Annotated in this window: 22 protein-coding genes and 1 tRNA gene; 15 read left to right on the top strand and 8 right to left on the bottom strand. The window is 64.8% G+C overall.

Translation table 11 applies throughout. The features are described 5' to 3' along the window. Positions 1–160: 160 nt before the first annotated feature. Both AC0IXR_RS12215 and lipB read right to left on the bottom strand, forming a co-directional pair. Positions 161–1321, bottom strand: a complete 1161-nt coding sequence (locus AC0IXR_RS12215; RefSeq protein WP_056426497.1) for a PepSY-associated TM helix domain-containing protein — start codon at positions 1319–1321, stop codon at positions 161–163. Between the two features lie 378 nt (positions 1322–1699). Further along, entirely contained in the window at positions 1700–2353 is a 654-nt protein-coding gene (gene lipB, locus AC0IXR_RS12210; protein WP_207412762.1) for a lipoyl(octanoyl) transferase LipB, read from the bottom strand. A 137-nt stretch (positions 2354–2490) separates the two neighbouring features. On the opposite strand from lipB, the gene AC0IXR_RS12205 reads away from it, so the two are divergent. Together AC0IXR_RS12205 and AC0IXR_RS12200 are read left to right on the top strand one after the other, a co-directional pair. After that, positions 2491–2796, top strand: coding sequence for a FliM/FliN family flagellar motor switch protein (locus tag AC0IXR_RS12205; RefSeq protein ID WP_056426499.1), 306 nt, complete (start codon positions 2491–2493; stop codon positions 2794–2796). 115 nt (positions 2797–2911) lie between these two features. Then, positions 2912–2996, top strand: a tRNA-Leu gene (locus AC0IXR_RS12200). Positions 2997–3084: 88 nt separating this feature from the next. Here AC0IXR_RS12200 and AC0IXR_RS12195 read toward each other — a convergent pair. The 3 genes from AC0IXR_RS12195 to AC0IXR_RS12185 all read right to left on the bottom strand — a co-directional run bounded on the left by AC0IXR_RS12195 (position 3085) and on the right by AC0IXR_RS12185 (position 4904). Next, positions 3085–4182 (bottom strand): tyrosine-type recombinase/integrase, encoded by a 1098-nt coding sequence (locus tag AC0IXR_RS12195; protein WP_471760873.1) that lies wholly within the window; start codon positions 4180–4182, stop codon positions 3085–3087. Positions 4183–4350: 168 nt separating this feature from the next. After that, on the bottom strand, positions 4351–4632 hold the full coding sequence (locus AC0IXR_RS12190; protein ID WP_471760872.1) for a hypothetical protein: 282 nt from the start codon (positions 4630–4632) through the stop codon (positions 4351–4353). A 5-nt stretch (positions 4633–4637) separates the two neighbouring features. Continuing rightward, positions 4638–4904, bottom strand: coding sequence for a hypothetical protein (locus tag AC0IXR_RS12185; RefSeq protein ID WP_471760871.1), 267 nt, complete (start codon positions 4902–4904; stop codon positions 4638–4640). Between the two features lie 313 nt (positions 4905–5217). Between AC0IXR_RS12185 and AC0IXR_RS12180 the strand changes: the two genes are divergently transcribed. Beyond that, entirely contained in the window at positions 5218–5988 is a 771-nt protein-coding gene (locus AC0IXR_RS12180; protein ID WP_471760870.1) for a hypothetical protein, read from the top strand. Positions 5989–6026: 38 nt separating this feature from the next. Here AC0IXR_RS12180 and AC0IXR_RS12175 read toward each other — a convergent pair whose 3' ends face one another. After that, on the bottom strand, positions 6027–6404 hold the full coding sequence (locus tag AC0IXR_RS12175; RefSeq protein ID WP_471760869.1) for a hypothetical protein: 378 nt from the start codon (positions 6402–6404) through the stop codon (positions 6027–6029). Further along, entirely contained in the window at positions 6404–7144 is a 741-nt protein-coding gene (locus tag AC0IXR_RS12170) for a hypothetical protein (protein WP_471760868.1), read from the bottom strand. Before AC0IXR_RS12170 ends, AC0IXR_RS12175 begins: the two co-directional genes overlap by 1 nt. A 147-nt stretch (positions 7145–7291) precedes the next feature. Between AC0IXR_RS12170 and AC0IXR_RS12165 the strand changes: the two genes are divergently transcribed. Both AC0IXR_RS12165 and AC0IXR_RS12160 read left to right on the top strand, forming a co-directional pair. Further along, positions 7292–8734 (top strand): portal protein, encoded by a 1443-nt coding sequence (locus AC0IXR_RS12165; RefSeq protein WP_471760867.1) that lies wholly within the window; start codon positions 7292–7294, stop codon positions 8732–8734. A 149-nt stretch (positions 8735–8883) separates the two neighbouring features. Beyond that, positions 8884–9903 (top strand): hypothetical protein, encoded by a 1020-nt coding sequence (locus AC0IXR_RS12160; protein WP_471760866.1) that lies wholly within the window; start codon positions 8884–8886, stop codon positions 9901–9903. A gap of 271 nt (positions 9904–10174) precedes the next feature. On the opposite strand, the gene AC0IXR_RS12155 is transcribed toward AC0IXR_RS12160, so the two are convergent. Continuing rightward, entirely contained in the window at positions 10175–10567 is a 393-nt protein-coding gene (locus tag AC0IXR_RS12155; protein WP_082490393.1) for a flagellar biosynthesis repressor FlbT, read from the bottom strand. Positions 10568–10788: 221 nt separating this feature from the next. Between AC0IXR_RS12155 and AC0IXR_RS12150 the strand changes: the two genes are divergently transcribed. The 10 genes from AC0IXR_RS12150 to AC0IXR_RS12105 all read left to right on the top strand — a co-directional run bounded on the left by AC0IXR_RS12150 (position 10789) and on the right by AC0IXR_RS12105 (position 19984). After that, positions 10789–12462, top strand: a complete 1674-nt coding sequence (locus AC0IXR_RS12150) for a flagellin N-terminal helical domain-containing protein (protein WP_471760865.1) — start codon at positions 10789–10791, stop codon at positions 12460–12462. Positions 12463–13087: 625 nt separating this feature from the next. After that, on the top strand, positions 13088–14188 hold the full coding sequence (locus AC0IXR_RS12145) for a N4-gp56 family major capsid protein (protein ID WP_056426632.1): 1101 nt from the start codon (positions 13088–13090) through the stop codon (positions 14186–14188). Positions 14189–14270: 82 nt separating this feature from the next. Next, a complete protein-coding gene (locus AC0IXR_RS12140) occupies positions 14271–14663 on the top strand; it encodes a hypothetical protein (RefSeq protein WP_056426636.1) in 393 nt (130 codons plus the stop codon). 63 nt (positions 14664–14726) lie between these two features. After that, positions 14727–15368, top strand: coding sequence for a phage adaptor protein (locus tag AC0IXR_RS12135; RefSeq protein WP_056426639.1), 642 nt, complete (start codon positions 14727–14729; stop codon positions 15366–15368). Positions 15369–15383: 15 nt separating this feature from the next. After that, positions 15384–16043 carry a phage adaptor protein gene (locus AC0IXR_RS12130; RefSeq protein WP_056426642.1) on the top strand — a complete coding sequence of 220 codons (660 nt, stop codon included), beginning with the start codon at positions 15384–15386 and terminating at the stop codon, positions 16041–16043. Between the two features lie 3 nt (positions 16044–16046). Beyond that, complete coding sequence (locus tag AC0IXR_RS12125) at positions 16047–17540, top strand: hypothetical protein (RefSeq protein ID WP_056426646.1); 1494 nt, start codon at positions 16047–16049, stop codon at positions 17538–17540. Then, positions 17537–17839, top strand: a complete 303-nt coding sequence (locus tag AC0IXR_RS12120) for a hypothetical protein (RefSeq protein WP_056426649.1) — start codon at positions 17537–17539, stop codon at positions 17837–17839. Before AC0IXR_RS12125 ends, AC0IXR_RS12120 begins: the two co-directional genes overlap by 4 nt. Continuing rightward, a complete protein-coding gene (locus tag AC0IXR_RS12115; RefSeq protein WP_471760864.1) occupies positions 17839–18252 on the top strand; it encodes a hypothetical protein in 414 nt (137 codons plus the stop codon). Before AC0IXR_RS12120 ends, AC0IXR_RS12115 begins: the two co-directional genes overlap by 1 nt. Then, a complete protein-coding gene (locus tag AC0IXR_RS12110; RefSeq protein ID WP_471760863.1) occupies positions 18252–18905 on the top strand; it encodes a hypothetical protein in 654 nt (217 codons plus the stop codon). Before AC0IXR_RS12115 ends, AC0IXR_RS12110 begins: the two co-directional genes overlap by 1 nt. Further along, on the top strand, positions 18899–19984 hold the full coding sequence (locus AC0IXR_RS12105) for a hypothetical protein (RefSeq protein WP_471760862.1): 1086 nt from the start codon (positions 18899–18901) through the stop codon (positions 19982–19984). The genes AC0IXR_RS12110 and AC0IXR_RS12105 overlap by 7 nt, the downstream gene beginning before the upstream one ends. The last annotated feature ends 2 nt before the right edge of the window (positions 19985–19986 follow it).

Here is a 19986-nt window from a genome sequence, read left to right as displayed (position 1 = left end):
GCCGCGAAGCGGACCTTCCCGATGCCTGCCAAGGGTCGTGAACAGACGGAATAAGCCGTCAGATGTGGACCGCCGGAGGAGATCGTTACTCGGAAGCCGGCCTGGATCGTCGGGTGCCGGGCAGATCGCTGCCTGAGGGGCATCATGGGCGGACGCCCGCTCAGGCGCGGATCGTCCCCGCGCCGGCGGGGGCTGCCGCCATCAGCCTGCGGCGGCGGGCGCCGCGGCGGAGGACGTAGAGGGTGAGGCCGGTCGCCGCGAAGAGCGGCATCGCCAGGGAGGCGGCGAAGAACAGGAAGGCGACGAACCCGCCGAAGAAGCGGCCGCGATGCACTTCGAGCATGTTCTCGGCCATCTGCCGGCCGAGGGGCTTGTCGGCAAAGCGGGTCTGCGAGAGGCGGGCGCCGGTGGCGGGGTCGAAGGTCGCCTCGTCGCGGGCTTTCGGCAGGTCCGAGGCGGTGGCGAGGAAACGGATGCGGATCGCCGCCTGTTCCGGCCCCGGCAGCGCGATGAGGGCCATGTGCGCGCCGGCGCCCTCCCCGGCGCTGAACGTCGCCCAGGCGGTATCGAGGGCCGAGCCGGTGGTCTGAGGCGGCGCGCCGGGTCCGCGTGCCGCCCGGGGCGCACGGGTCTCACCGGTGAGGAGCCAGGTCGCGGCGTTCCTGTAGCTGTCGAAGGACCACCACAGCCCGGTCAGGGCGATGGCGGCGTAGAAGGGCACGAGCCAGGTCCCCGCGATGGTGTGGAGCGACCACCAGCGCGGCCGTCCGGGCCGTTTGAGGGAGGGTTTCAGCCAGATCTTCCACGTATGGAGTTTGGGCCAGCGCAGGTAGAGCCCGGTGGCCAGGAAGACCAGGAGGGCGATGGCGCAGATGCCGGTGATGCTGCGGCCCCAGCCCTTGCCGTCGCCCGGAAGCAGCAGCCAGCGATGCAGCTTGCGGATGGTGGCGAACGTGTCTTCGAGGCGCATCTCCCCGAGGGTCCGGCCGTCGACGGGGTCGAGATAGAGGGTCGGCGGCCGCGCGCCCATGGCCGGGTCGTTGGCGAACCGGATGCGCGGGCTCCGCTCGGGATCGCCCCAGAGGGCCAGGGAGCTCACCACCCTCCCCGGCTGCTGCGCCTCGACCCGCGCCTTGAGGGCGGCGGGCGAGAGGCGGGGCGCATCGCTCGCGGTGACGAAGGCACGGTCGGCATTCGCCCATTCCGTCAGCGCCTCTTCATAGCTCAGCAGCGCGCCCGTCACGCCCACGAGGGCCAGGACGAGCCCCGCCGTGAGGCCGAGCAGCCAATGCAGGCGGAACAGAACGGTGCGGGTCGTCATATGCGCTCGCCTACGAGAATAACCCTGCGGTCCCGATTGCCCGGAACGGATCTCCCGCCGTAACGTCGAGATATGTGCCGACTATGCGCGCCCTCGGGGGAGTGCAGTGCTGCGTGAGACAGTCCATCTCTCTGTCGAACGTCGATAAGTGTCGAACTACGAATGCGAAGCCGGGTGTGTCAATTGTTCAATGGCGGATGGATGAATCTCATCGAATAGATTGGAATAACTATAAACCGCCATGGAGGAATAATGTTTACTTATTCAGATTTGTGCCTTCGAGATAGACATGGAATATTGATATATAATTCCAATTTATAGGTCTACTCTTTCGTGCCGAAGCGATGACGCGCCGCCATATCCGTCCGGCGCCAGCCTTCATTCGTCCTGGGTCTCCCCGAAAATTTCTTCGAACGCCGCGCGCAACGCCATGTCCAGTTCGGGCAGGGTGACGATCTGGCCGAGATCGACGAGGCTGGTCACCCCGTGTCCGGAGATGCCGCAGGGCACGATGCCGGAGAAATGCGACAGGTCGGGTTCCACGTTCAGGCTGATGCCGTGGAAACTCACCCAGCGGCGCACCCGGATGCCGATCGCCGCGATCTTGTCCTCCACCCCCTCCCCCTTGTCGGGGCGGCGCACCCAGACGCCGACGCGGTCCTCGCGCCGTTCGCCACGCACGTTGAAGGCGTCGAGCGTGGCGATGATCCAGGCCTCCAGGGCGGAGACGTAGGCGCGCAGGTCCGGCCTGCGCCGGTTGAGATCGAGCATCACATAGGCCACCCGCTGGCCGGGTCCGTGATAGGTGTACTGGCCGCCCCGCCCGGTGGCATGGACCGGGAACCGGTCCGGCTCGACGAGGTCCCCGGTCTTCGCCGAGGTTCCGGCGGTGTAGAGCGGCGGGTGTTCGAGCAGCCAGACCATCTCCGGCGCCTCCCCGCCGGCGATCCGCCCCGCATGCGCTTCCATTGCGGCCACCGCCTCTTCGTAGGGGACGGGAGTGTCGCTGATCCGCCACAGGACCGGCCGCATGCCGGAGCGCGGCCGAAAATCGACCGTCGAGACGGAGAGACGGTTTTTGCCGGCGGGTTCGTTTACCAAGGCTTCACCATATCTCAGGAACACTCCGGCATGGCAGGCCCGGTGCGGGCCGACGGAGTTCGTGGCGCGTGGCAGTTCTCGAAGACCTCAAGGTCGATCTCTCGGTGGTGCTCGGGCGCAGCCACATGCCGCTCCATATGCTGCTGCGCATGGGCCGCGGCGCCGTGATCGAACTCGAATCCACGGAAACCGATATGGTCGAGATTCTCGCCAACGACCACCCGATCGCGCGCGGCCAGATCGTCGTGACCGGAAACCGGATTTCGGTGGAGATCACCGAGCTCATCCGCAAGGCGGACGTGGTCCGCATTCCGGGCGTCACCATTGGCGATGGGGCGGTTCAGATCCTCGATGGACCGGTCGATCTCATCTGAGACGCATGACGGCGCTTGTCGTGGCAGATTCGATCTGTTATCCGCTGCGCCGCGCCACACGAAACGCCTCGCACCGCCCTCCGGCGGAGAGCGCGGCGGAACGGGTGGCACCGATGCGGCCATGGCGGAATTGGTAGACGCGCTAGCTTGAGGTGCTAGTCCTGCAAGGGGTGGAGGTTCGAGTCCTCTTGGCCGCACCAACTTAATTTTGTTGGTGTTTTCCCTGCGTTAGAGTGGTGTAGGCCTTCGGGCCGACCCATGTTTTGCAAAATCTTTTGCAAGCGATGTTCACTTAGCGTTTCTGCGGTGGGCGTTCAGCTTCACAATCGCGCTCTGCGCCAAGGCCCGCGTCCGGGCGAGATACAGCTCCAAAATCTTATTCACGGATGCCAGCGTGTGGCCGGTGATCGTCGCGATTTCCTGCGGCGTGCATCCGGCCTCCGACAGCATCGTGACGGCTGTTCCGCGCAGGTCGTGGAAGTGAAGGTCGTCGGTAATCCGCGTGAGCGTGAAGGCGGACTTCCACGCATTGTGAAAGGCGTTCTTCGTCCAGGGCGTGCCGTCGGGCTTCGTCAGTATGGTGATCGCACGACGCGGCGCGGCATCGAGGGCGACGCGCAGCGCCTCCGTGCACGGGATCCAGACCTTCCGGCCGCCCTTCCCCTGGCGCAGGCTGATCGCTTCTCCGTCATAGGCCGACCACGGCAGGCGGAGCAGGTCGCCTTGGCGCTGGCCGGTATGGAGCGCGAGCAGCAACGAAAGCTGCATCTCAGCGTTCGCCACCGCGTCGAAGGCAGCAACGTGATTCGGTAGCCAGATGAGCTCGGCCCGGCTGTTGCCGTAGGCCCGCTCGAACGTGGCGATCGGGTTATGGATCAGGTGCCCGCGATTGTAGCCCCACGAGAACACCCGGGCGAGGGCTGCAAGCTTGTTGTCGGCCGCGCGCGGCTGGGTCTCAGCGAGCTGGTCGTGCCATTTCAGGAAGAGTGCGCGGCTGCGGCGGTCGTCGACGTGCTTAAGCAGCGTCGCCCCCCATTTGGCCTCGACGGCATTGAGATTGAACCGTCCGATCGTCCGCGTCGATTCGGCGAGCTTCTTCCACTGCTGCGAGTCGCAGTACTGGCGGATCAGCCACGACACGGTGCCGGCGCTTCGCTCCTGCGCAACAGCCCTGCCCGCTTCCTCGAATGACGCCAGGAACTCGGCCGAGCCGGGCTCGCCAGTGATGCGCTTCCCGCTGGCTCGGTGGTAGTAATATTTCGACGTGGAGCCGTCGGCCGCCGTGTGGGTGACCGTGTTCACACCCTTGAGCTTAACCCGCATGGCTCGCCGCCCACTCCTCGAAGGATTGGTCGGCACTGTCGAGAAGGCCGGACCGGCGATCAAGGGCTCTGTCGATTGCTTTTCGATCCCAGCGGTTCGTCCCCTGGATCGGAGGCGGCACGATACCCTTCCGAACCCAGCTGTCGAATGCCGCGACGGTCTCGCAGCCGACGTACTCGGCCGCCTGGTCGCGTGTGAGCCCGCGCGGGGAGAGACCGATCGGAAGCGTGGTCAATCCGCCCTCCCCTCTGCGATGCTCGGCACCCTCTTCACCCGGTATCCGGTGATCTGCTCGGCCCAAGCAATGGCACCTTCAAGCGTCGACCCTGGCCCACGCCGGACACTCTCGCCTTCCGGCGTGATCGCGTTGGCGTACCAGGGACCGTTGTCGGAAAATGCCTCCACGGTGGCGACGGCACCGCCGCCGACGTAGAGAGCGTCACGCATCGTGTGCCCTTCGGCTTGCGGCCAGGGGTGCCAGCCGTCAGGCTTCGGGTCAGTGTCTGCGCTCATGCCCGTCATGCTGCGGCTCCGATGTCGAGCGCGTCGGCCGGGGCGAGCGGCACCCACTGGATCAGCACGCCCCGGAAGTCGGTGACGGCGGAATGTTGGGCGCGCCAGAACGCCACCATCTCGTCCCACGACCGGAAGCCATCACGGATCGCAAAGGCATCGAGGTCCCGAGCCGTGCGGGCCCAATTGTCGTTCGCGAAGACGAGGTGAGCTTGCACGTCGATCCGGCAGGGGGAGACTTGATGCAGGGTACCCGCGCGATGAGCCGGCACTGCCGCGTCCGCATCCCGGTGTAGAGCTGCAGCTCCTCGCCCGGCCGCGCGTGGCGCTTCCGGTCGGCGCGGATCGTCTGCGCCTTCGTGCCGGCCAGGATCGGCGGGCCGAACTGCTTCTTGAAGCTGTAGGCGACCATCAGGCGTCCTCTTTGCTGAGCACGTGCCATTGTGAATGGCGCGCCATTGCTTGGATGGCGCTGCACAATGCCGGGATACGCACAGCCGTTGGCGATGCTAGGTTGAGGAATGGCTGCACAAGAAGGGTGTCACAGTGTCGGTTCGACTGATTTCGCGAGAAGAAATTCGAAGATTGACCCCCTGGTTCGCCGGAGCCGCTCTGATCTTGATGGGCGTTTTGCTGGAGATCACGCTGGAAGGCGCATGCAGCGACTCTGAAAATTTCAGAACAATGGAAGGCATGAAAGCAGCCAGTTGCTTTGAGTTTTGGCTCAATCGCTATCAGGCTTTTTTTGGAGCTATACTGGCGCTCATTGCAGCTTGGATTGCAACAATACCTGCGCGCGGTCAGTTGCGCGAAATGTCCAAGCAATCCGCAGCTTCGGCTAGATTGTCTGCTTTGGACGTGGCCCGCGAGATAGAGATCGAGATCGGCATCCTTAAAAAATTGAACGTTTTCGATTATAGGATCGCACGTCAGCTTGGGCGATACAGAGATGTAAGATCTTGGCCGGCAATCTATGAGGATTGGCCCGAAAAATGGACGGTTATAATAGTTGAATCGTCCAGTCTTCTTCGTGAGCTTACTGAAATAGGAGAGAAATATCCTATTGATGACATAGTCGCCTTGGCAAGAATGTCCCATGCGGGCGCATATTACACCCTTTATATAGCCATGCGTGAATTGGCGGATGTGTTTAAAAGGGGCACGCTTGTTCCGGACTATGAAAATGGGGAAGACGACAGCACAGAAGAAGAAAAAATAACTGCTCCTTCTAACGTAGATAACGCACTTGCTGAATGGGCCTCCAGCCGAAAGGCTTTGGAAGCGTTGCTTAAAGAAAGTTTTGACAAGAAATGGACGCAAATTCGCAAACTTGAGAGGCAAGTTCTGGGTGATTGAAACGCCGCCGGCGAAGCTGTCGATGATCAGGGAGCGGGTCATGCGTAGATCTCCGCACGTGCTTCGCTCCGGGCGAGCGTCATCATCCGCCCGCGGACGGAGTTGGGCCGGCGCCCCATTGCGCGGCCGATCTCGGTGTCGGACAGCCCCTCGGCCTCCAGGGCGAGGAGCCGGGCGTCATCCTCCGGAGTAAAGGCGCGGACAGGCAGTCCCTTGCGCATCACGACCGTCTGCTGCTGGCGACCGTCGAGTGGTCTGGGCGGCTTCGGAGGCTCGGCGCAAAGCTTGAGGCACTGCCACCAGATGGCTGATTGCGAGCAGCCGATCACCCGCGCGATCATGGCGTGGCTGCATCCGCGCTCGCGCATCTCGATGATGCGATCGAGCTCGTCCTGTTTCAGGCGACGGACCGGCATCACGCGGCCTCGCTGCGGGTCACGGCGGCGTCGGCGCGGCGATCAAGCTCGCCCTGGATCGTGTCGAGTGCGCGGTCGTGGTTGATGTGAAGGGTCGATCGGAACTGCGCGAGCGCGTCGGGTCCTTCGTCAGCCGCTGCGAAGGCGTCCTCCTTCAGGAAACCCCAGCTCTGATCGGACATGCCGGAGCCCTCGGGCGCCCGTGTGCTTTCCCGATCATCGGTCAAGCGAGGCGATGACGGCGCGCGCTCGACCTGCTTCGATGCCGCCGGCGCCGCGCCACCCTTGGCCCATGCAGCGAGCCGCCGGCCGCAATCCTCGTCGATCGCCCTGCCCTGCGGGAAGAAGCTGCGGTGCTGCTCCTGGAGCTTGTGCGGCAGGTCGAAGCGCGGGAGGCCGGGGGAGTCCGGGGACAGCGTGAAGCTCGCCGTCATGTCGTACATGAAGCGCTTCTCGCAGATCGGCATCCACCCGAGCTGCTCGACCACCGTCTTGCCCCGGCTGTCCTTCGCGATCTTGATCTTCTCGTCCGCGCGCAGGCAGAAAATCAGCGTGGCCCTGCATTGCAGGATCGCGTTCATCATCCGCTTGTGGGCGAGCTTCGGGGCCTTCCAGTTGCCGGGGCTGTCGACGGGCTTCTCGGCCCAATCCTTCCACCAGTCCTGATGATCGCCCTTCTTGCGCGGGTGCTCGATGCCGGGCTTCGGGGTACCCTCGGCGAGGCGGTCGGCCCAATCCACGATCCCGCCCTCGCCGTCGTATTCGTGCGAGAAGCTGTCCAGGATCGCCGAGCCGCAGGCGCCTCCAACGGCCCTGATCGGGCCGAACGACCGCTACGCGCGCATCAGGCGCCGCGCCTCGCAACCTTCAGGATCGGCATGGGCGACATGACGGACATCGACGCCGATCGCGGCACCACGCCCGGCGATGAGACCGCCACGCGCGAGAGCCAGGCGCTCGATCGCGACGCTCTGGCAGCTAAGCTGAAGGGCTGGTTTCGCGTTGATCGGGATGCCTCCTCGCGGTGGCGTGAAGAGGCGCGCGAGGACTATGATTTCGTGGCCGGCCGCCAATGGTCCGCCGCGGACGAGGCTGTCCTGCGAGAGCAGGGCCGCCCGCCGATCACGTTCAATCGCATGCTGCCGATCATCAAGGCGGTTGCGGGCTCCGAGGTGAATGCCCGCCTCGACATCCAATACCTGCCCCGTGAGATCGGGGACGCGGCCAAGAACGAGGTCCTGACCGAGGCCGGGCGCTACCTCGCCGACGAGGCCGAGGCGGAGGACGAGGAATCGGACGCCTTCGTCGACGTCGCGATTACTGGCATGGGCTGGGTGGAGATGCGGCTCGACTACGAGCTCGATCCCGATGGCGCCTATGTCGAGGACCGGGTCGACCCTCTCGAAATGGTCTGGGACTCGACGGCGCGGAAGCGGAACCTCGCCGACGCCCGCCGGATCTTCCGCGCGAAGTCGATGGACCGGGCCGAGGCCGAGGGACTGTTCCCCGATGCCGACCCGGCCGACCTCGATGCGGCCTGGGCCGAGGACCGCGACGGCGACCAGCATGCAGGCCTGCAGCCCGGTGACAGCCGCATCGACCGTCCCGGCTCCGCGCAGGAAGGCACGTCGCGGGTGACCATCGTCGAATGCCAGTGGTGGGAGCGTCACCGCGTCGTCGCCGTGACCGACCCCGGCACCGGTGAGGCGACCGAGATGGAGCCGGGCAAGGCCTCCGTCCTGGTTCGCCGCGCGGCCGCCATGGGCATCACCCTGCAGACCCACAGCATCACCAAGCGCGTTTATCGCCGGGCCTTCATCGGCGGGACCGTGCTGGAAGAGGGCGAGGCCCCTGCCGGCGACCGCTTCTCCTACGCCTGCATGACGGGCGACCGCGACCACAACAAGGGGACCTGGTTCGGCATCGTCCGGATGATGAAGGACCCCCAGCGCTACGCCAATAAGTGGCTGTCCCAGACCATGGACATGCTGAACCGGCAGGCGAAGGGCGGCATCCTTATGGAAAAGGGCGCAGTCCCGGATCAGGCCGAGTTCGAGGCGAGCTACGCCAAGCCAGGCGCCGTGACCTGGGTCGAGGACGGCACGCTGATGAGCGGCCGGATGAAGGAGAAGCCCCTCCCGACGCTGCCCGCCGGCCATTCCCGGCCTCGTTCGTCGCCAAGATGCGCGAGCTGCTCGCGCAGGCTCCGACCGATCCACAGGCCGAGCAACAGCAGCAGGTCGCCATGCAGACCGCCGTGGCGAAGATCCAGGACCTCACCGCCGGGGCTAACCTCAAGCAGGCCAAGGCCGAGCGGGAATCGGCGCTGATCCAGCACGACCACATCGACGGCTTCGCGAAGGTGGCGGCCATGGCCGCTCCGCCCGCCCAGCCTGCCGGCCCTCTCGCGGCCTGATCCCGATCGCCCGGCCGGCGGCGTCATGCCGGCTTTCGTACCCTTCACGTCACGAGGACACCCATGAGCGACGATTTCAACGCCTCCGCAGACAGCGGCGACGCCTTCACGGCTGAAGAGCAGGCCGCCTTTGACGCCTATGCGTCCGGCGAGCCCGCTCCCGAGGCCGCTGGCGCTGCCGAGCCGCTCGCTGGTGGCGATGCCGCCCCCGATGTCGCCGCTGCCGCTGTGCCCCCGGCCGAGGCCGCTGCACCGGGCGATGTCGTCGATACCGATGCCGAGGACGGCGACGCGGACCAGAACAAGGGCAAGTTCGTCCGCCATGGTGCCTTCCACCAGGAGCGCGAGCGCCGCAAGGCCGTCGAGCGCGAACTGTTCGAACTGAGGGAGAAGCATGCGCGCGCCGATGAGCGGCTGCGCGTCTTCACCGAGACTGCAAAGCCTGCCGCCGCCGCGCAGGCCGCTCCCGAGCCCGAGACGCCCCCGGACCCGAACGAGGATATCTTCGGCTACGCCAAGTACCTGGAGAAGCAGATCCAGGACATCCGCACCGGCCAGACCCAGATGACCGAGGCGCAGAAGGCCGAGCGCGAGGCACAGGCGCAGGAAGCCCAGCGCGGCGAGGTCCTGACCAGCTACCGCGGCGACGTCCAGCGCGTAATGGCCGCCCAGCCCGAGTTCGCGCAGGCCTACGAGCACCTGTTCCAGGGCCGCATTGCCGAGCTGAAGGTCTACGGCATGTCCGAGGCCGATGCGGTGAAGGCGGTCCGTGACGATGAGTTCGGTCTCGTCCAGGCCGCCATTGCCGCCGGCCAGTCCCCGGCCGAGCGCATCCTGCAGCTCGCCAAGGTGCGCGGGTTCGCCCCGAAGCCGGCCGAGGCTGCCGCTGCCCCGGCCGAGAGCCCGGCGGAGAAGGCGGCGCGTATCTCCCGCGGTCAGGCTGCGAGCAAGTCCCTGTCGGCCGCTGGCGGAGCGCCTGCCGGCGAACTCACCCTCGAGATGCTCGCCGGAATGTCGGAGGCCGACTTCGACAAGGTCTCGGCGCAGAATCCGGCTCGCGTCCGCGCCCTGATGGGTGGCTGAGACTACGCCCTAATTCGAGGATGAGGACGTACCAACGTTGGAAGATTAGCTGGTCGCAAAACGGTTCACGCCTGGCGTTACCGATGCGACCACATTCCAAAAAGGGGTTGAATGCTACAGTCTAAGGCCTGACGGATGCGGTTCATCAGCTTCCGCTTCCGGCTCGTCACAGGCACTAAACGACCTTCTGGGAGCTAACCCTTTGAGGGCGTAACGGTTCGAGCTCGATCATCTCGTACAGGTAGCATGTAGCACCCAGGGCTAGTTGCCGTCAGCTGGCTTTAGCTGTTCCGAACTCAGCAGCCTCAATAGCCATCAATGCTTTGCCTTTCTTGAAAGCCATATGAGCCTTTTTTTCGCTTAGAAGGTTCTGGATTTCCAGGATTTGAGGCGAGACCGAAGGCATCCTCTGCAAAATTTGAACAGCCAGTTTCGAAAGCTCGTTAAGCTCATCGAATGGGTTTTCTTTAAGTACAATTTGTTGCAACATAAAAGCGAGCCGAGAGCATGGCAGGTATACTTCCCCTTCACTGACCATCTCGCTCTCGCGAAGAATGCGGCAGTGATTCTTGATAACTAAGCTTGTAGCTGATCCCGCATTGCAAATCTCGGCGCCGTTTACGAAAACAGTTTCGCCTGGCCTAATCGTAAGCTTTAATGCCATCACTCAACTCCTTTTGAGCTAATCAAATTAATGCATCAGACGCAGCGCTCGTGCCTCTCGAAAGGTACGTGCACCGGGTTAACGATGCATTAATCATACGGCAGAAAGCCGAGTTCGCCTCGGAAATGATCACATCACTTTAATGCCAGGTTAGGAAGTTGAGCGCCTTGGTGACGTGCCTTCGAAATTAGAGGGTTCTCAGATCCAAAGGATCAAAATCAATGTCTTCCGGCATCACCCTTACCGCTGCGACCCGTCAGAACCTGCTCTCGCTGCAGGGCACGGCCGATCTGCTTACCCAGACCCAGAACCGTTTGTCGACCGGCAAGAAGGTCAACTCGGCCCTTGACGACCCGACGAGCTTCTTTACCTCACAGTCGCTGACCGGGCGCTCGGGCGATCTCGGCTCGCTCCTCAACGGCATCTCGAACGGCGTCCAGACAATTCAGGCCGCTAACCAGGGCATCACCTCGATCCAGAAGCTGGTCGATTCGGCCAAGTCCACCGCCAACCAGGCGCTGGCCGATAAGAGCGCTGTTAGCAGTGGTACAACCGCCGCTGCTGCGGTCGTGACTGCCGGCACCGCATTTCAGGGTGTTACCGGTGCGGCTACCGATGGAACTCTCGACTTCTCTGGCGACCAAGATGCATCTTTTACTGTATCGCTAGATGGTGGGACCACTGATATCGCGATTAGCCTTACGAAAGCAGATTTTACGTCATCGGTGAGCAACCTGAAAAAGGTCAGCTCCGATGATGTGCTCAAGGCAATCAACAATCAGATTTCGAATGACGCTGATCTTGCCGGAAAGCTGACCGCTGGGAAGACAGCTGATGGTCGTATGACCTTTACAACTAAAGATACTGGATCGGCTGTAACGTTCCAAATTGATACCGTTGCCGCGACCGATACCGACATTGGGTTTGGGACTGGAGCCGGAACCATTGCGGCTACAGGTTCCGATGCACGCGACGGTTCGACCAAGGCGGTACTCACCGGTAACCTCACCACTTTGCCTACGCTGACAGCAGCACAGGATGGAAGCTTCAAGATTCAGTTGGGCGATGGACCTGCAAAGACAATCGATCTAACCGCTGGTTATGCAGATGATGATGCGGTGGTCGATGCAATCAACGCGCAGCTGACTGCTGACACCGGCTTCAATGGCAAGGTCACCGCAAGCGTCGTTGGCGGAGCGCTTACTTTCACATCGGCTGAAACTGGCGCGAAACAGAAGATTACTGTTACCGCTGCGCAATCGGATGCGACTGCTGCTAACAACATCGATATCGGCTTTGGGGTCGATTCTGATGCATCGCCGGCAAAGTCTGTATCTGCTTCTGGAACTGCAGGGACCGGTACTGGTACCAACGCCACGCGTCAGTCGCTCGCCAAGCAGTTCAACAGCCTTCTGGATCAGATCACCCAGCAGGCCAAGGACTCGAGCTACAACGGCATCAACCTGCTGTACCGCTCAGGCACCGACAAGGCCGAGAACTCGCTGAAGGTCACCTTCAACGAGACGGGTTCGTCCAACCTGAACATCGAGGGCGCCAAACTCGATGCGGATGGCCTTGGACTTAATGCCATTGCCGGCGACTTTCAGTCTGACGATGAAATCAACAAGGCACTGACGGCCATCACCTCCGCCACCAGCCAGCTTCGCGCGCAGTCCTCGACCTTCGGCTCCAACCTCTCAGTGGTGCAGAACCGTCAGGACTTCTCGAAGAATCTGATCAACATCCTCGACACCGGTGCAGCCAACCTGACGAACGCGGACCTCAACGAGGAAGCCGCCAACTCCCAGGCCCTGTCGACCCGCCAGTCGATCGGCATCTCGGCCCTCTCGCTCGCCAACACGGCGCAGCAGGGCATCCTGCAGCTTCTCCGCTAAGCGGATCAGCCGTCACGACAATGAGCGGCCGGGGGAAACCCCGGCCGTTTTTAATTGAGATTGCAGAAACCCGCCTCTTACGTGCCGCTTAAGGGCATTTGCCCGGCGGATGTATGCGACGACCGTCCTCGGATCGCGGTAGCCCGATTATCCATAATCCGGGTCATGTCAGTACCGGAGTCGGTCGTAGTCAGGAGGTCGCCGGCGCGCAGGGTATCTACGTTGAAGGCGGATGCACCAGAGCGGGCATTTACGCCCGTGCGGCTTCCAGCAGTCGGATAAAACATCTCGCTTGACCCGACGGGCAATCTCCGCGCATTAGCTATCCGTCGCGAGACGCGCGAGCCCATCCGGGCCCTGCCCTCTCGTTTTTCCACCAACTCCCCGATCCGACGTCCGTCCGAAGCCCGCATCTCGCGGGCTTTTTGCGTTCGCCGGCCCGGTTCGCCTGATCGCACGGCACGCGATCCGCTCGGCCTCGTCACGGTCTTCGCCTGATCCCCGGCAAGGATCCCGTCCGACCACCGTCCCCAGCGGCACCATGGGGCCCGGCTTCCGTCCGCGCGGCGACGCACAGCCCGCAACGTACCCCTATCCCCCGGACACAAGCCCAGAAGGCACCCCCATGTCTTACACCGCATTTGCCGTGAACGACCCCCTGGCCGTTAAGCTGTGGTCGAAGAAGCTCGCCACCGAAGCGAACAAGTCGATCGACATCGACCCGCTCATCGGCGAGGGCGACGGCTCCATCATCCAGGAGAAGACCGAGACCAAAAAGGGCAACGGCGACCAGGTCACCTTCGGCCTGCGCATGCAGCTCAAGGGCGACGGCTTCTCCTCCTCCGACGTTGCCGAGGGCAACGGTGAGCAGCTCGGCACCAACTCCGACAAGGTCACCATCGACGAGCTCGGCCACGTGGTCGGCTGCAAGTCCGAGCACACCATCGACGCCCAGCGCGTGCCCTTCAACCTGCGTGAGCAGGGCCGCGCCGGTCTCGCCGACTGGTTCCAGACCCGCAAGACGGTGTCGTTCTTCAACCACGTCTGCGGCTTCACCCCCGTGAACGGCCTGGCCAACGGCAAGAAGTTCAGCGCCAACAACGCTGTCACCGCCCCGTCCGTCGGTCGCATCTTCCGCCCGAACGGCCGCGCCAACGATGGCGCCCTCGTCGCGGGCGACATCATGACCCTCGACCTCATCGACAAGGCCGTCGAGCTCGCGAAGACCGGCGGCTCCACCGGCAAGGTCATGATCCGTCCCATCGTGGTCAACGGCCGCAAGGTCTACGTGATGTACCTGCACTCGACGCAGGTCACCTCGCTCCGGACCAACACCGCCGCGGGCCAGTGGCTCGACATCCAAAAGGCTGCGATGGCCGGCATGGAATCGTCCAAGTCCCCGATCTTCTCGGGTGCGCTCGGCGAGTACAACAACGTCGTGCTCCGCGAGGCGCAGGACGTCACCGCCGGCGTGTCGCCGGACGGCAAGACGGCTGTGCCGCTCACCCGCCGCGCCGTGCTGCTCGGCGCGCAGGCCGCGACCATCGCCTATGGCAAGGCCGGCGGCGAGACCCGCTACCGCTGGAACGAGGAGCTGCTCGACCACAAGCGCAACCTCGAAGTCTCGGCCTGGGCGATCTGGGGCATGAAGAAGACGACCTACAACGGCGACGACTTCGGCACGATCGTCATCCCGACCTACGCCAAGCCCGCCGACGCCGCCTAAGCGGCCTCTCCTGACTGAACCGGTGCGCGGGGCCTGACGGCTCCGCGCCTTCGTCTCATCCCCCATCCTGAGAGGGCCCGACATGGCCACCAACGTCACCCCCGTGCGCCCGGCCGCGCGCGAACTGCGTGAGCAGGTCGTTCACACCATCCGCCGCACCGTCACCTTCGCCGACGGCGCCTTCGCCTTCCCGGCCTCCCTGCCGGACGGCGCCCTGATCAGCCGCACCCTCGTGCTGATCGAGACTGCGTTCACCGCCGGCACCACGCTCACCGTCGGCACGACCGTCGGCGGGAACGACATCGTCGCCGCGGCCGATTCCGCTGCAACCGCCGCCGGCGCCAAGCGCCCCGATACCGGTACCGTCAAGGGCCGCCTCGTCGGTGACACCGTGCTGTACGGCACCGTCACCGGCGCCCCGGCCGCCGGCGTCGCCACCATCGTCATTGAGTACGTCCCGAACAACGACGCCTGATGCTCGTGGCGGCGGAGCCCAGCGCTCTGCCGCCGCACCTGTCCACGAATCCGAGGGTCGCCAATGCCGAACGCGCAAGGGAAACCGACGCTCGGCGACCTCATCGACGAGATCGAGGACGACATCGAGCGGTCGGACCTCGGCCGTCAGATCGAAATCGCGATCAGTCGGGCGATCCGGCACTACCAGCCGGAGCGGTTCTTCTTCAGCGAGCGGATCCTGACCTTCGAGACCCTGGCCGGGACTGACGTCTATTTCGGCGGCGATGCACCGGACATCCCGGACCTGCTCGCCATCGACAGCCTGGTGCGGATCGAGAACGGCCAGACCTATCCGCTGACCCGCATCTCGGAATCGACGATCGAACGTAGGGACGATCCGGCGAGCGCCTCGCAGCCCTGCGCCTATTCCTACTTCGACCGCAGCATCCGGCTCTGGCCGATGCCGTCAGACGCGTGGACGATCCGTCTCGCCGCCCACGTGCTCGTTCCAGCCCCTTCCCAGAGAGACGAGACATCGCCCTGGGTCGATGAAGCCTCCGACCTCATTGCTGCGCGCGCCAAGCAGCACCTCGGACTCAACACCCTTCGCGACCCTGCCTTCGCCAAAGCGCAGGGCCTCCTCGTCTCGGATGCGTTCCGCTCGCTGCGAGGCCGGTCAAACCGCATCGCATCGACCGGACAAATCCGGGCTTACCACCTCTGACCCGGAGACCATCTCATGGCCGCTCTCCCCGCCATCATAGATTACGACAGCCTCGTTCTGAACGTCTCGGACTATATCGCTCGAAACGACCTCGAGGATTACTACCCGACCTTCATCCAGCTGACCGAGAACCGCCTGAACTCGGCGCTCAAGGTGCCGGGCATGGAGACCGAAGCGACCCTGACGCTGGGCGTCGACGGTACCGTGGCGACCCCGGCGACCTACGTCGAATGGATCATGGTCAACTGGAAGGCGGCTCCTGCCGGTCGTGTCCAGCGCCTTCGGTATGTCGAGGCCAACAGCCCCGAGTTCACCCATCGCTTCCGCCCGAACGGCGCTCCGATGTATTACACCGTCGCCGGCGGCAAGATCCGGACGGCTCCCGGTCGCGCCGGGACCATCGACGCCGTGTTCTATCAGCGTGTTCCGTCCCTGACGCCGACGGCTCAGACCAACTGGCTGATCCAGAAGGCGCCGCAGCTCTACCTCTACGGGGTGATCGCCGAAGCATACTCGTTCCAGAAGGACGAGGCCCGCGCCGGTGAGTGGCTGAAGAACGCCGACGACCGTCTGAAGCTCTTCATCGAAGAGTCGAGCGGTGTGAAGGTCGGACGCCGCGCCGAGCGCGCTGCCGAAGTCGAGGCCGAGCTCATTGCCTCCAAGGGGCTGAACTAAGCCATGGCTGATGCCCCCATCCGCGTCGGGCTGGCACCGTTCGCCCCCGACGTCGCCTCGCTCGACGCTTCGGTGACGGCGGTGGCGACGAACACGGTGCCGCGCGCCGATGGATGGGGGCCGTTCGCCTCGCCCGTTCCGATCTCCCTCCCCCTGCCGGCCGATTGCCTCGGTGCCATCGAGGTGAAGTCGCCGGCCTTCGGGTTCCCGGTCTACTTCGCCGGGACCCGGACGAAGCTCTATCGCTACAACCTCGGCTCGTCGGGCTGGGATGACGTGTCGAAGCCGGGCGCGACCTACAGCATCCCGCCGGGCGATTACTGGTCGTTCGCGGTCTACGGCAGCCGCCTGCTCGCCACCACGCTCGGAACGGCCGTCCAGGTCATCGACGTCGACAGAGGCAAGCAGTTCCAGGATCTCGGAGGCAGCCCGCCCCGTGCCCGCCACGTCGGCGTCGTCGGCGAGTTCGTCGTGCTGGCAGGCTTGGCCGCCGACCCGAACTCGGTGGACTGGTCGGACCTCGGCAACATCGAGTTCTGGCAGCCCGGCGTCGGCGGCGGTCACACCTCGGACCTGCAGATCTTCCCCGACGGCGGCGCGGTGACGGGCTTTGCCGGCGGTGAGTTCGGCATCGTGTTCCAGGAACGGGCAATCCGCCGAATGGTGTTCGTTCCGAACTCGGCCGAGGTGTTCGGGTTCGAGGTCTACGAGGAGAACAGGGGTGCGGTGGCGCCCTGGTCCCTCGCCAAGGTCGGCCCGCGCGTGTTCTTCCTCGATCGCGACGGATTCCACCTGTTCCAGGGCGGTGGCTCGACGCCGATCGGTGCGGAGCGGGTGAACCGGTTCTTCCTCGATCGCGTCGACCCGAATGCGGTCGCCTCGGTCGTGGCCATTCGCGATCCTACCGGCCCGCGCGTCATGTTCGCCTATCGTAGCAGGACCGCGAGCGCGTCGGATCCGACGCTCCTCGATGAGGTCCTGCTCTACGACTGGCTGCTCGACCGCTGGTCGTTCATCGCCATGCCGGTGCGGTTCGGGCTTGTCGCCGCGACGCCAGGCGTCTCCATCGACAACATCCCGGGCTCCCTCGACGATCCGGGGCAGAAATCCCTCGACGACCCATCCTATGCCGGGGGCGCGCCCTCGCTTGGCGTCATCACCGGCGCGAACCGGCTGGCACTTCTCAACGGGCCGGCGCTCCAGGCGACGTTCGAGACGGCGGAGGCGATGATCTCCCGTCCGGATCGGACCTTCATCGACGGTGTGCGCCTTGATAGCGACGCCGACGACTGGCGCATCGCGGTCGGCGGGCGCGAGAATGCCGGTCAATCGACCCCGGTCCGCTACCGGCCCGAGACGGCTCCCACGGTGGAGCGCCTCGCCCCCTGCCGTTCGTCAGCCCGCTACCACCGGGCCCGCATCCGCATCCCCGCCGACACGCCGTGGAGCTACGCCTCCGCGATCGAGCCGCATGCACGGCGAGAGGGCTCGCGATGATCGTCCCGGGTAAGAACGAGACACGGCTCGACCGGATCATCCAGGCGATCAGTGAGATTGCCAGCGGCGGTTCGAACGCGATCGGCAAGAGCGCCGTGACCCTCGCCCCGGGCCTTGAAACGACAGTGGTCGACCCGCTTTGCACCGAGGGCACGCTCGTCGTGCCGGTACCGATGTCAGCATCCGCCGCGGCGTCCGGCATCTTCCTGAAATCCACGGCGCGCGGATCGTTCGTGCTCGGGCACGGTGTGTCTTTCGCCGATGACCGCGTCGTCCGCTACGAGCTCCGGCGCCCCTGATGCAGCTTCTTCCCGTCGATCATGCCGACCTCGCGAGCGCGTGGGCGGTGGCGGAGCCGTGGCTCGCCCGCGCCTGCGCCCGTCCGGGCTGCGACCTGTCGATCGAGGATCTGCACGGCCTCGTCGAGGTCGAGGCTGCGCTCCTGGTGCTGATCCTGGGCGATGACGGCACGCCGATCGGCGCGGGCGTCACTCAGGTGCGTGAGATCGCCGGCGGCGGGCGATCCTGCTGCGTCCTCGCCACCGGCGGGACCGACGTTCGTCGCTGGCGCGAGATCATGGCCCAGATCGAGGCCGGTGCCTCGCGCAATGGCTGCGAGCGTGTCGAATTCGTTGGCCGGGTCGGATGGGCTGCACTGCTCCCCGACTACCAGGTCGACGCCTATTACTCGAAACAGTTGCGGGTGGCCTGATGAGCGGCGGCGGAACGAAGACCACCACGACCACGCAGAACACGAAGTCCGATCCGTATGCCGCGGCGGTCCCGTCGCTGCAGAAGATCATCGATTCCGGTAATGCCGCGTTCGATTCCGGTGTCGGCTCGCAGGTCTATACGGGCGAGCGCGTCGCCGGCCTCGGTCAGACCACGCTGGCCGGCCTGGACAGCATGAAGGCCAATGCCAGCGGCGCCACGGGCGCGGCGCAGGCGGGCAACAGCTTCCTCGGCTCGCTGCTGGGCAATGGCGGCTCGACCGCCGGTACCCAGAGCGCAGCCGCGCAGCTCGGCGGGGTGAAGACCAACGTCGACACGGGCGGCGTCGCCTCTGCCGCGTCGAAGCTCTCCGACCCGAACAGCCTGGCGCAGACCACCGGTTCGGCGCTGGCCGGCGGGACCTACGGCACCGACACGTCGGCCATGAAGGCGCTCGCCGACAGCGTGGCGGGCGGGCCGTCTCAGGTGCTCGAACCGACCCGGACGCCCCGCGCGTCATCGGGCCCGGTCGCATGCGTGCCTGCCTTCGAGGAATGCCATGGTCGGTCTCATCGACTTCTCGACCGATGCCGCGTCGAACGACATGGCAGCCCCGCCCATCCTCTGGGTGGAGGGGCAACGCGGGCGTGCTGACCTACGGCACCGACCACAACAGCATCTATCTCACCAATGGCGTGCCCAACGCGCCGCTGCCAGACGCCAATATCGAGACCATCGTCGACTGCTACGAGCAGCACAGCGAGACCTACATGTCCGCCGTCGCCGAGTACGTGACGCGGCCGGGCAAGCTGCCGGCGACCAGTGTCACGCTCGAAGGCGCCTACGGCATCGGCGGTGTGGCCATCGACAAGCTCCAGGAGGGCATGTTCCCCTTCGAGAACGCGGTGAAGGCCGTTCAACGCGCCTCTCTGATCGCGCAGATCCTCGGGCTGACGCTGCGGGTGCGACTGCGGCTCGTGCACGGCGAAAGTAACGTCAACAGCGACCTGGCCTACTACAAGGGTCAGCTCGTCTTGATGCAGGACCGTTTCCAGGCGCGCGTCCGTGCCGTCACCGGCAATCCGTTGCAGGTCGTGCCGATGTTCATCTGCCAGATGAACTCCTGGACACGCTCGGGGACCATCCGAAGCGCCATCCCCCTGGCCCAGCATCAGGCCGCCTTGGAGAACCCCGGCAGGATCATCCTCGTCGGTTCCAAATACGCCTTCCCCTATGCCGACACGCAGCACCTGACGTCCGTTGGGTACAACAAGAACGGCGCTCAGCACGGCTACGTCTCGGACCTGTACGACAAGGGCGGCAACACCATGCCGCCGGATGCCGTCTCGGCGGTCGTGACCGGCACATCGCTCGCAATCACCTTCCGCGATCTCCCCGGCACCTTCCAGATCGACCGCACCAACATCGTGGACCCCGGCAACGACGGCGTGGTCTGGGGCGACGACAAGAACGGGTCGGTCGTGTCGCTGGTCCAGGGATCGGCGGTCCATGTCGCGGGAACCCGGACCGTCACCTATCAGCTCTCGGCCGTCCCGACCGGGACGAACCCGTTCCTCGAGATCGGGCTCCTCGGCGTCCTCGATGCCCCCGCCGGGGCCGCGACCGGACCGCGTACCTGCTTCCGCTACGACACCGGCGAGCTCGACCGGTTCGGCGAGCCGCTCGCGCGCTACGTCGTCGCCCACAAAATCCCTGTCACCATCAACTCGTAGGC

Source organism: Methylobacterium sp. AC832 (assembly GCF_979256025.1).
This window is presented reverse-complemented; position numbering and strand designations above follow the sequence as displayed.

Excerpts from the sequence above, each read along its gene's own strand:
- AC0IXR_RS12155 (WP_082490393.1), bottom strand. The coding sequence starts at position 10,567 with ATGGCATTAAAGCTTACGATTAGGCCAGGCGAAACTGTTTTCGTAAAC.
- AC0IXR_RS12145 (WP_056426632.1), top strand. The coding sequence starts at position 13,088 with ATGTCTTACACCGCATTTGCCGTGAACGACCCCCTGGCCGTTAAGCTG.
- AC0IXR_RS12165 (WP_471760867.1), top strand. The coding sequence starts at position 7,292 with ATGACGGACATCGACGCCGATCGCGGCACCACGCCCGGCGATGAGACC.
- AC0IXR_RS12150 (WP_471760865.1), top strand. The coding sequence starts at position 10,789 with ATGTCTTCCGGCATCACCCTTACCGCTGCGACCCGTCAGAACCTGCTC.
- AC0IXR_RS12190 (WP_471760872.1), bottom strand. The coding sequence starts at position 4,632 with ATGAGCGCAGACACTGACCCGAAGCCTGACGGCTGGCACCCCTGGCCG.
- AC0IXR_RS12135 (WP_056426639.1), top strand. The coding sequence starts at position 14,727 with ATGCCGAACGCGCAAGGGAAACCGACGCTCGGCGACCTCATCGACGAG.
- AC0IXR_RS12140 (WP_056426636.1), top strand. The coding sequence starts at position 14,271 with ATGGCCACCAACGTCACCCCCGTGCGCCCGGCCGCGCGCGAACTGCGT.
- AC0IXR_RS12130 (WP_056426642.1), top strand. The coding sequence starts at position 15,384 with ATGGCCGCTCTCCCCGCCATCATAGATTACGACAGCCTCGTTCTGAAC.
- AC0IXR_RS12120 (WP_056426649.1), top strand. The coding sequence starts at position 17,537 with ATGATCGTCCCGGGTAAGAACGAGACACGGCTCGACCGGATCATCCAG.
- AC0IXR_RS12175 (WP_471760869.1), bottom strand. The coding sequence starts at position 6,404 with ATGCCGGTCCGTCGCCTGAAACAGGACGAGCTCGATCGCATCATCGAG.
- AC0IXR_RS12215 (WP_056426497.1), bottom strand. The coding sequence starts at position 1,321 with ATGACGACCCGCACCGTTCTGTTCCGCCTGCATTGGCTGCTCGGCCTC.
- AC0IXR_RS12115 (WP_471760864.1), top strand. The coding sequence starts at position 17,839 with ATGCAGCTTCTTCCCGTCGATCATGCCGACCTCGCGAGCGCGTGGGCG.
- lipB (WP_207412762.1), bottom strand. The coding sequence starts at position 2,353 with ATGCGGCCGGTCCTGTGGCGGATCAGCGACACTCCCGTCCCCTACGAA.
- AC0IXR_RS12160 (WP_471760866.1), top strand. The coding sequence starts at position 8,884 with ATGAGCGACGATTTCAACGCCTCCGCAGACAGCGGCGACGCCTTCACG.
- AC0IXR_RS12125 (WP_056426646.1), top strand. The coding sequence starts at position 16,047 with ATGGCTGATGCCCCCATCCGCGTCGGGCTGGCACCGTTCGCCCCCGAC.
- AC0IXR_RS12110 (WP_471760863.1), top strand. The coding sequence starts at position 18,252 with ATGAGCGGCGGCGGAACGAAGACCACCACGACCACGCAGAACACGAAG.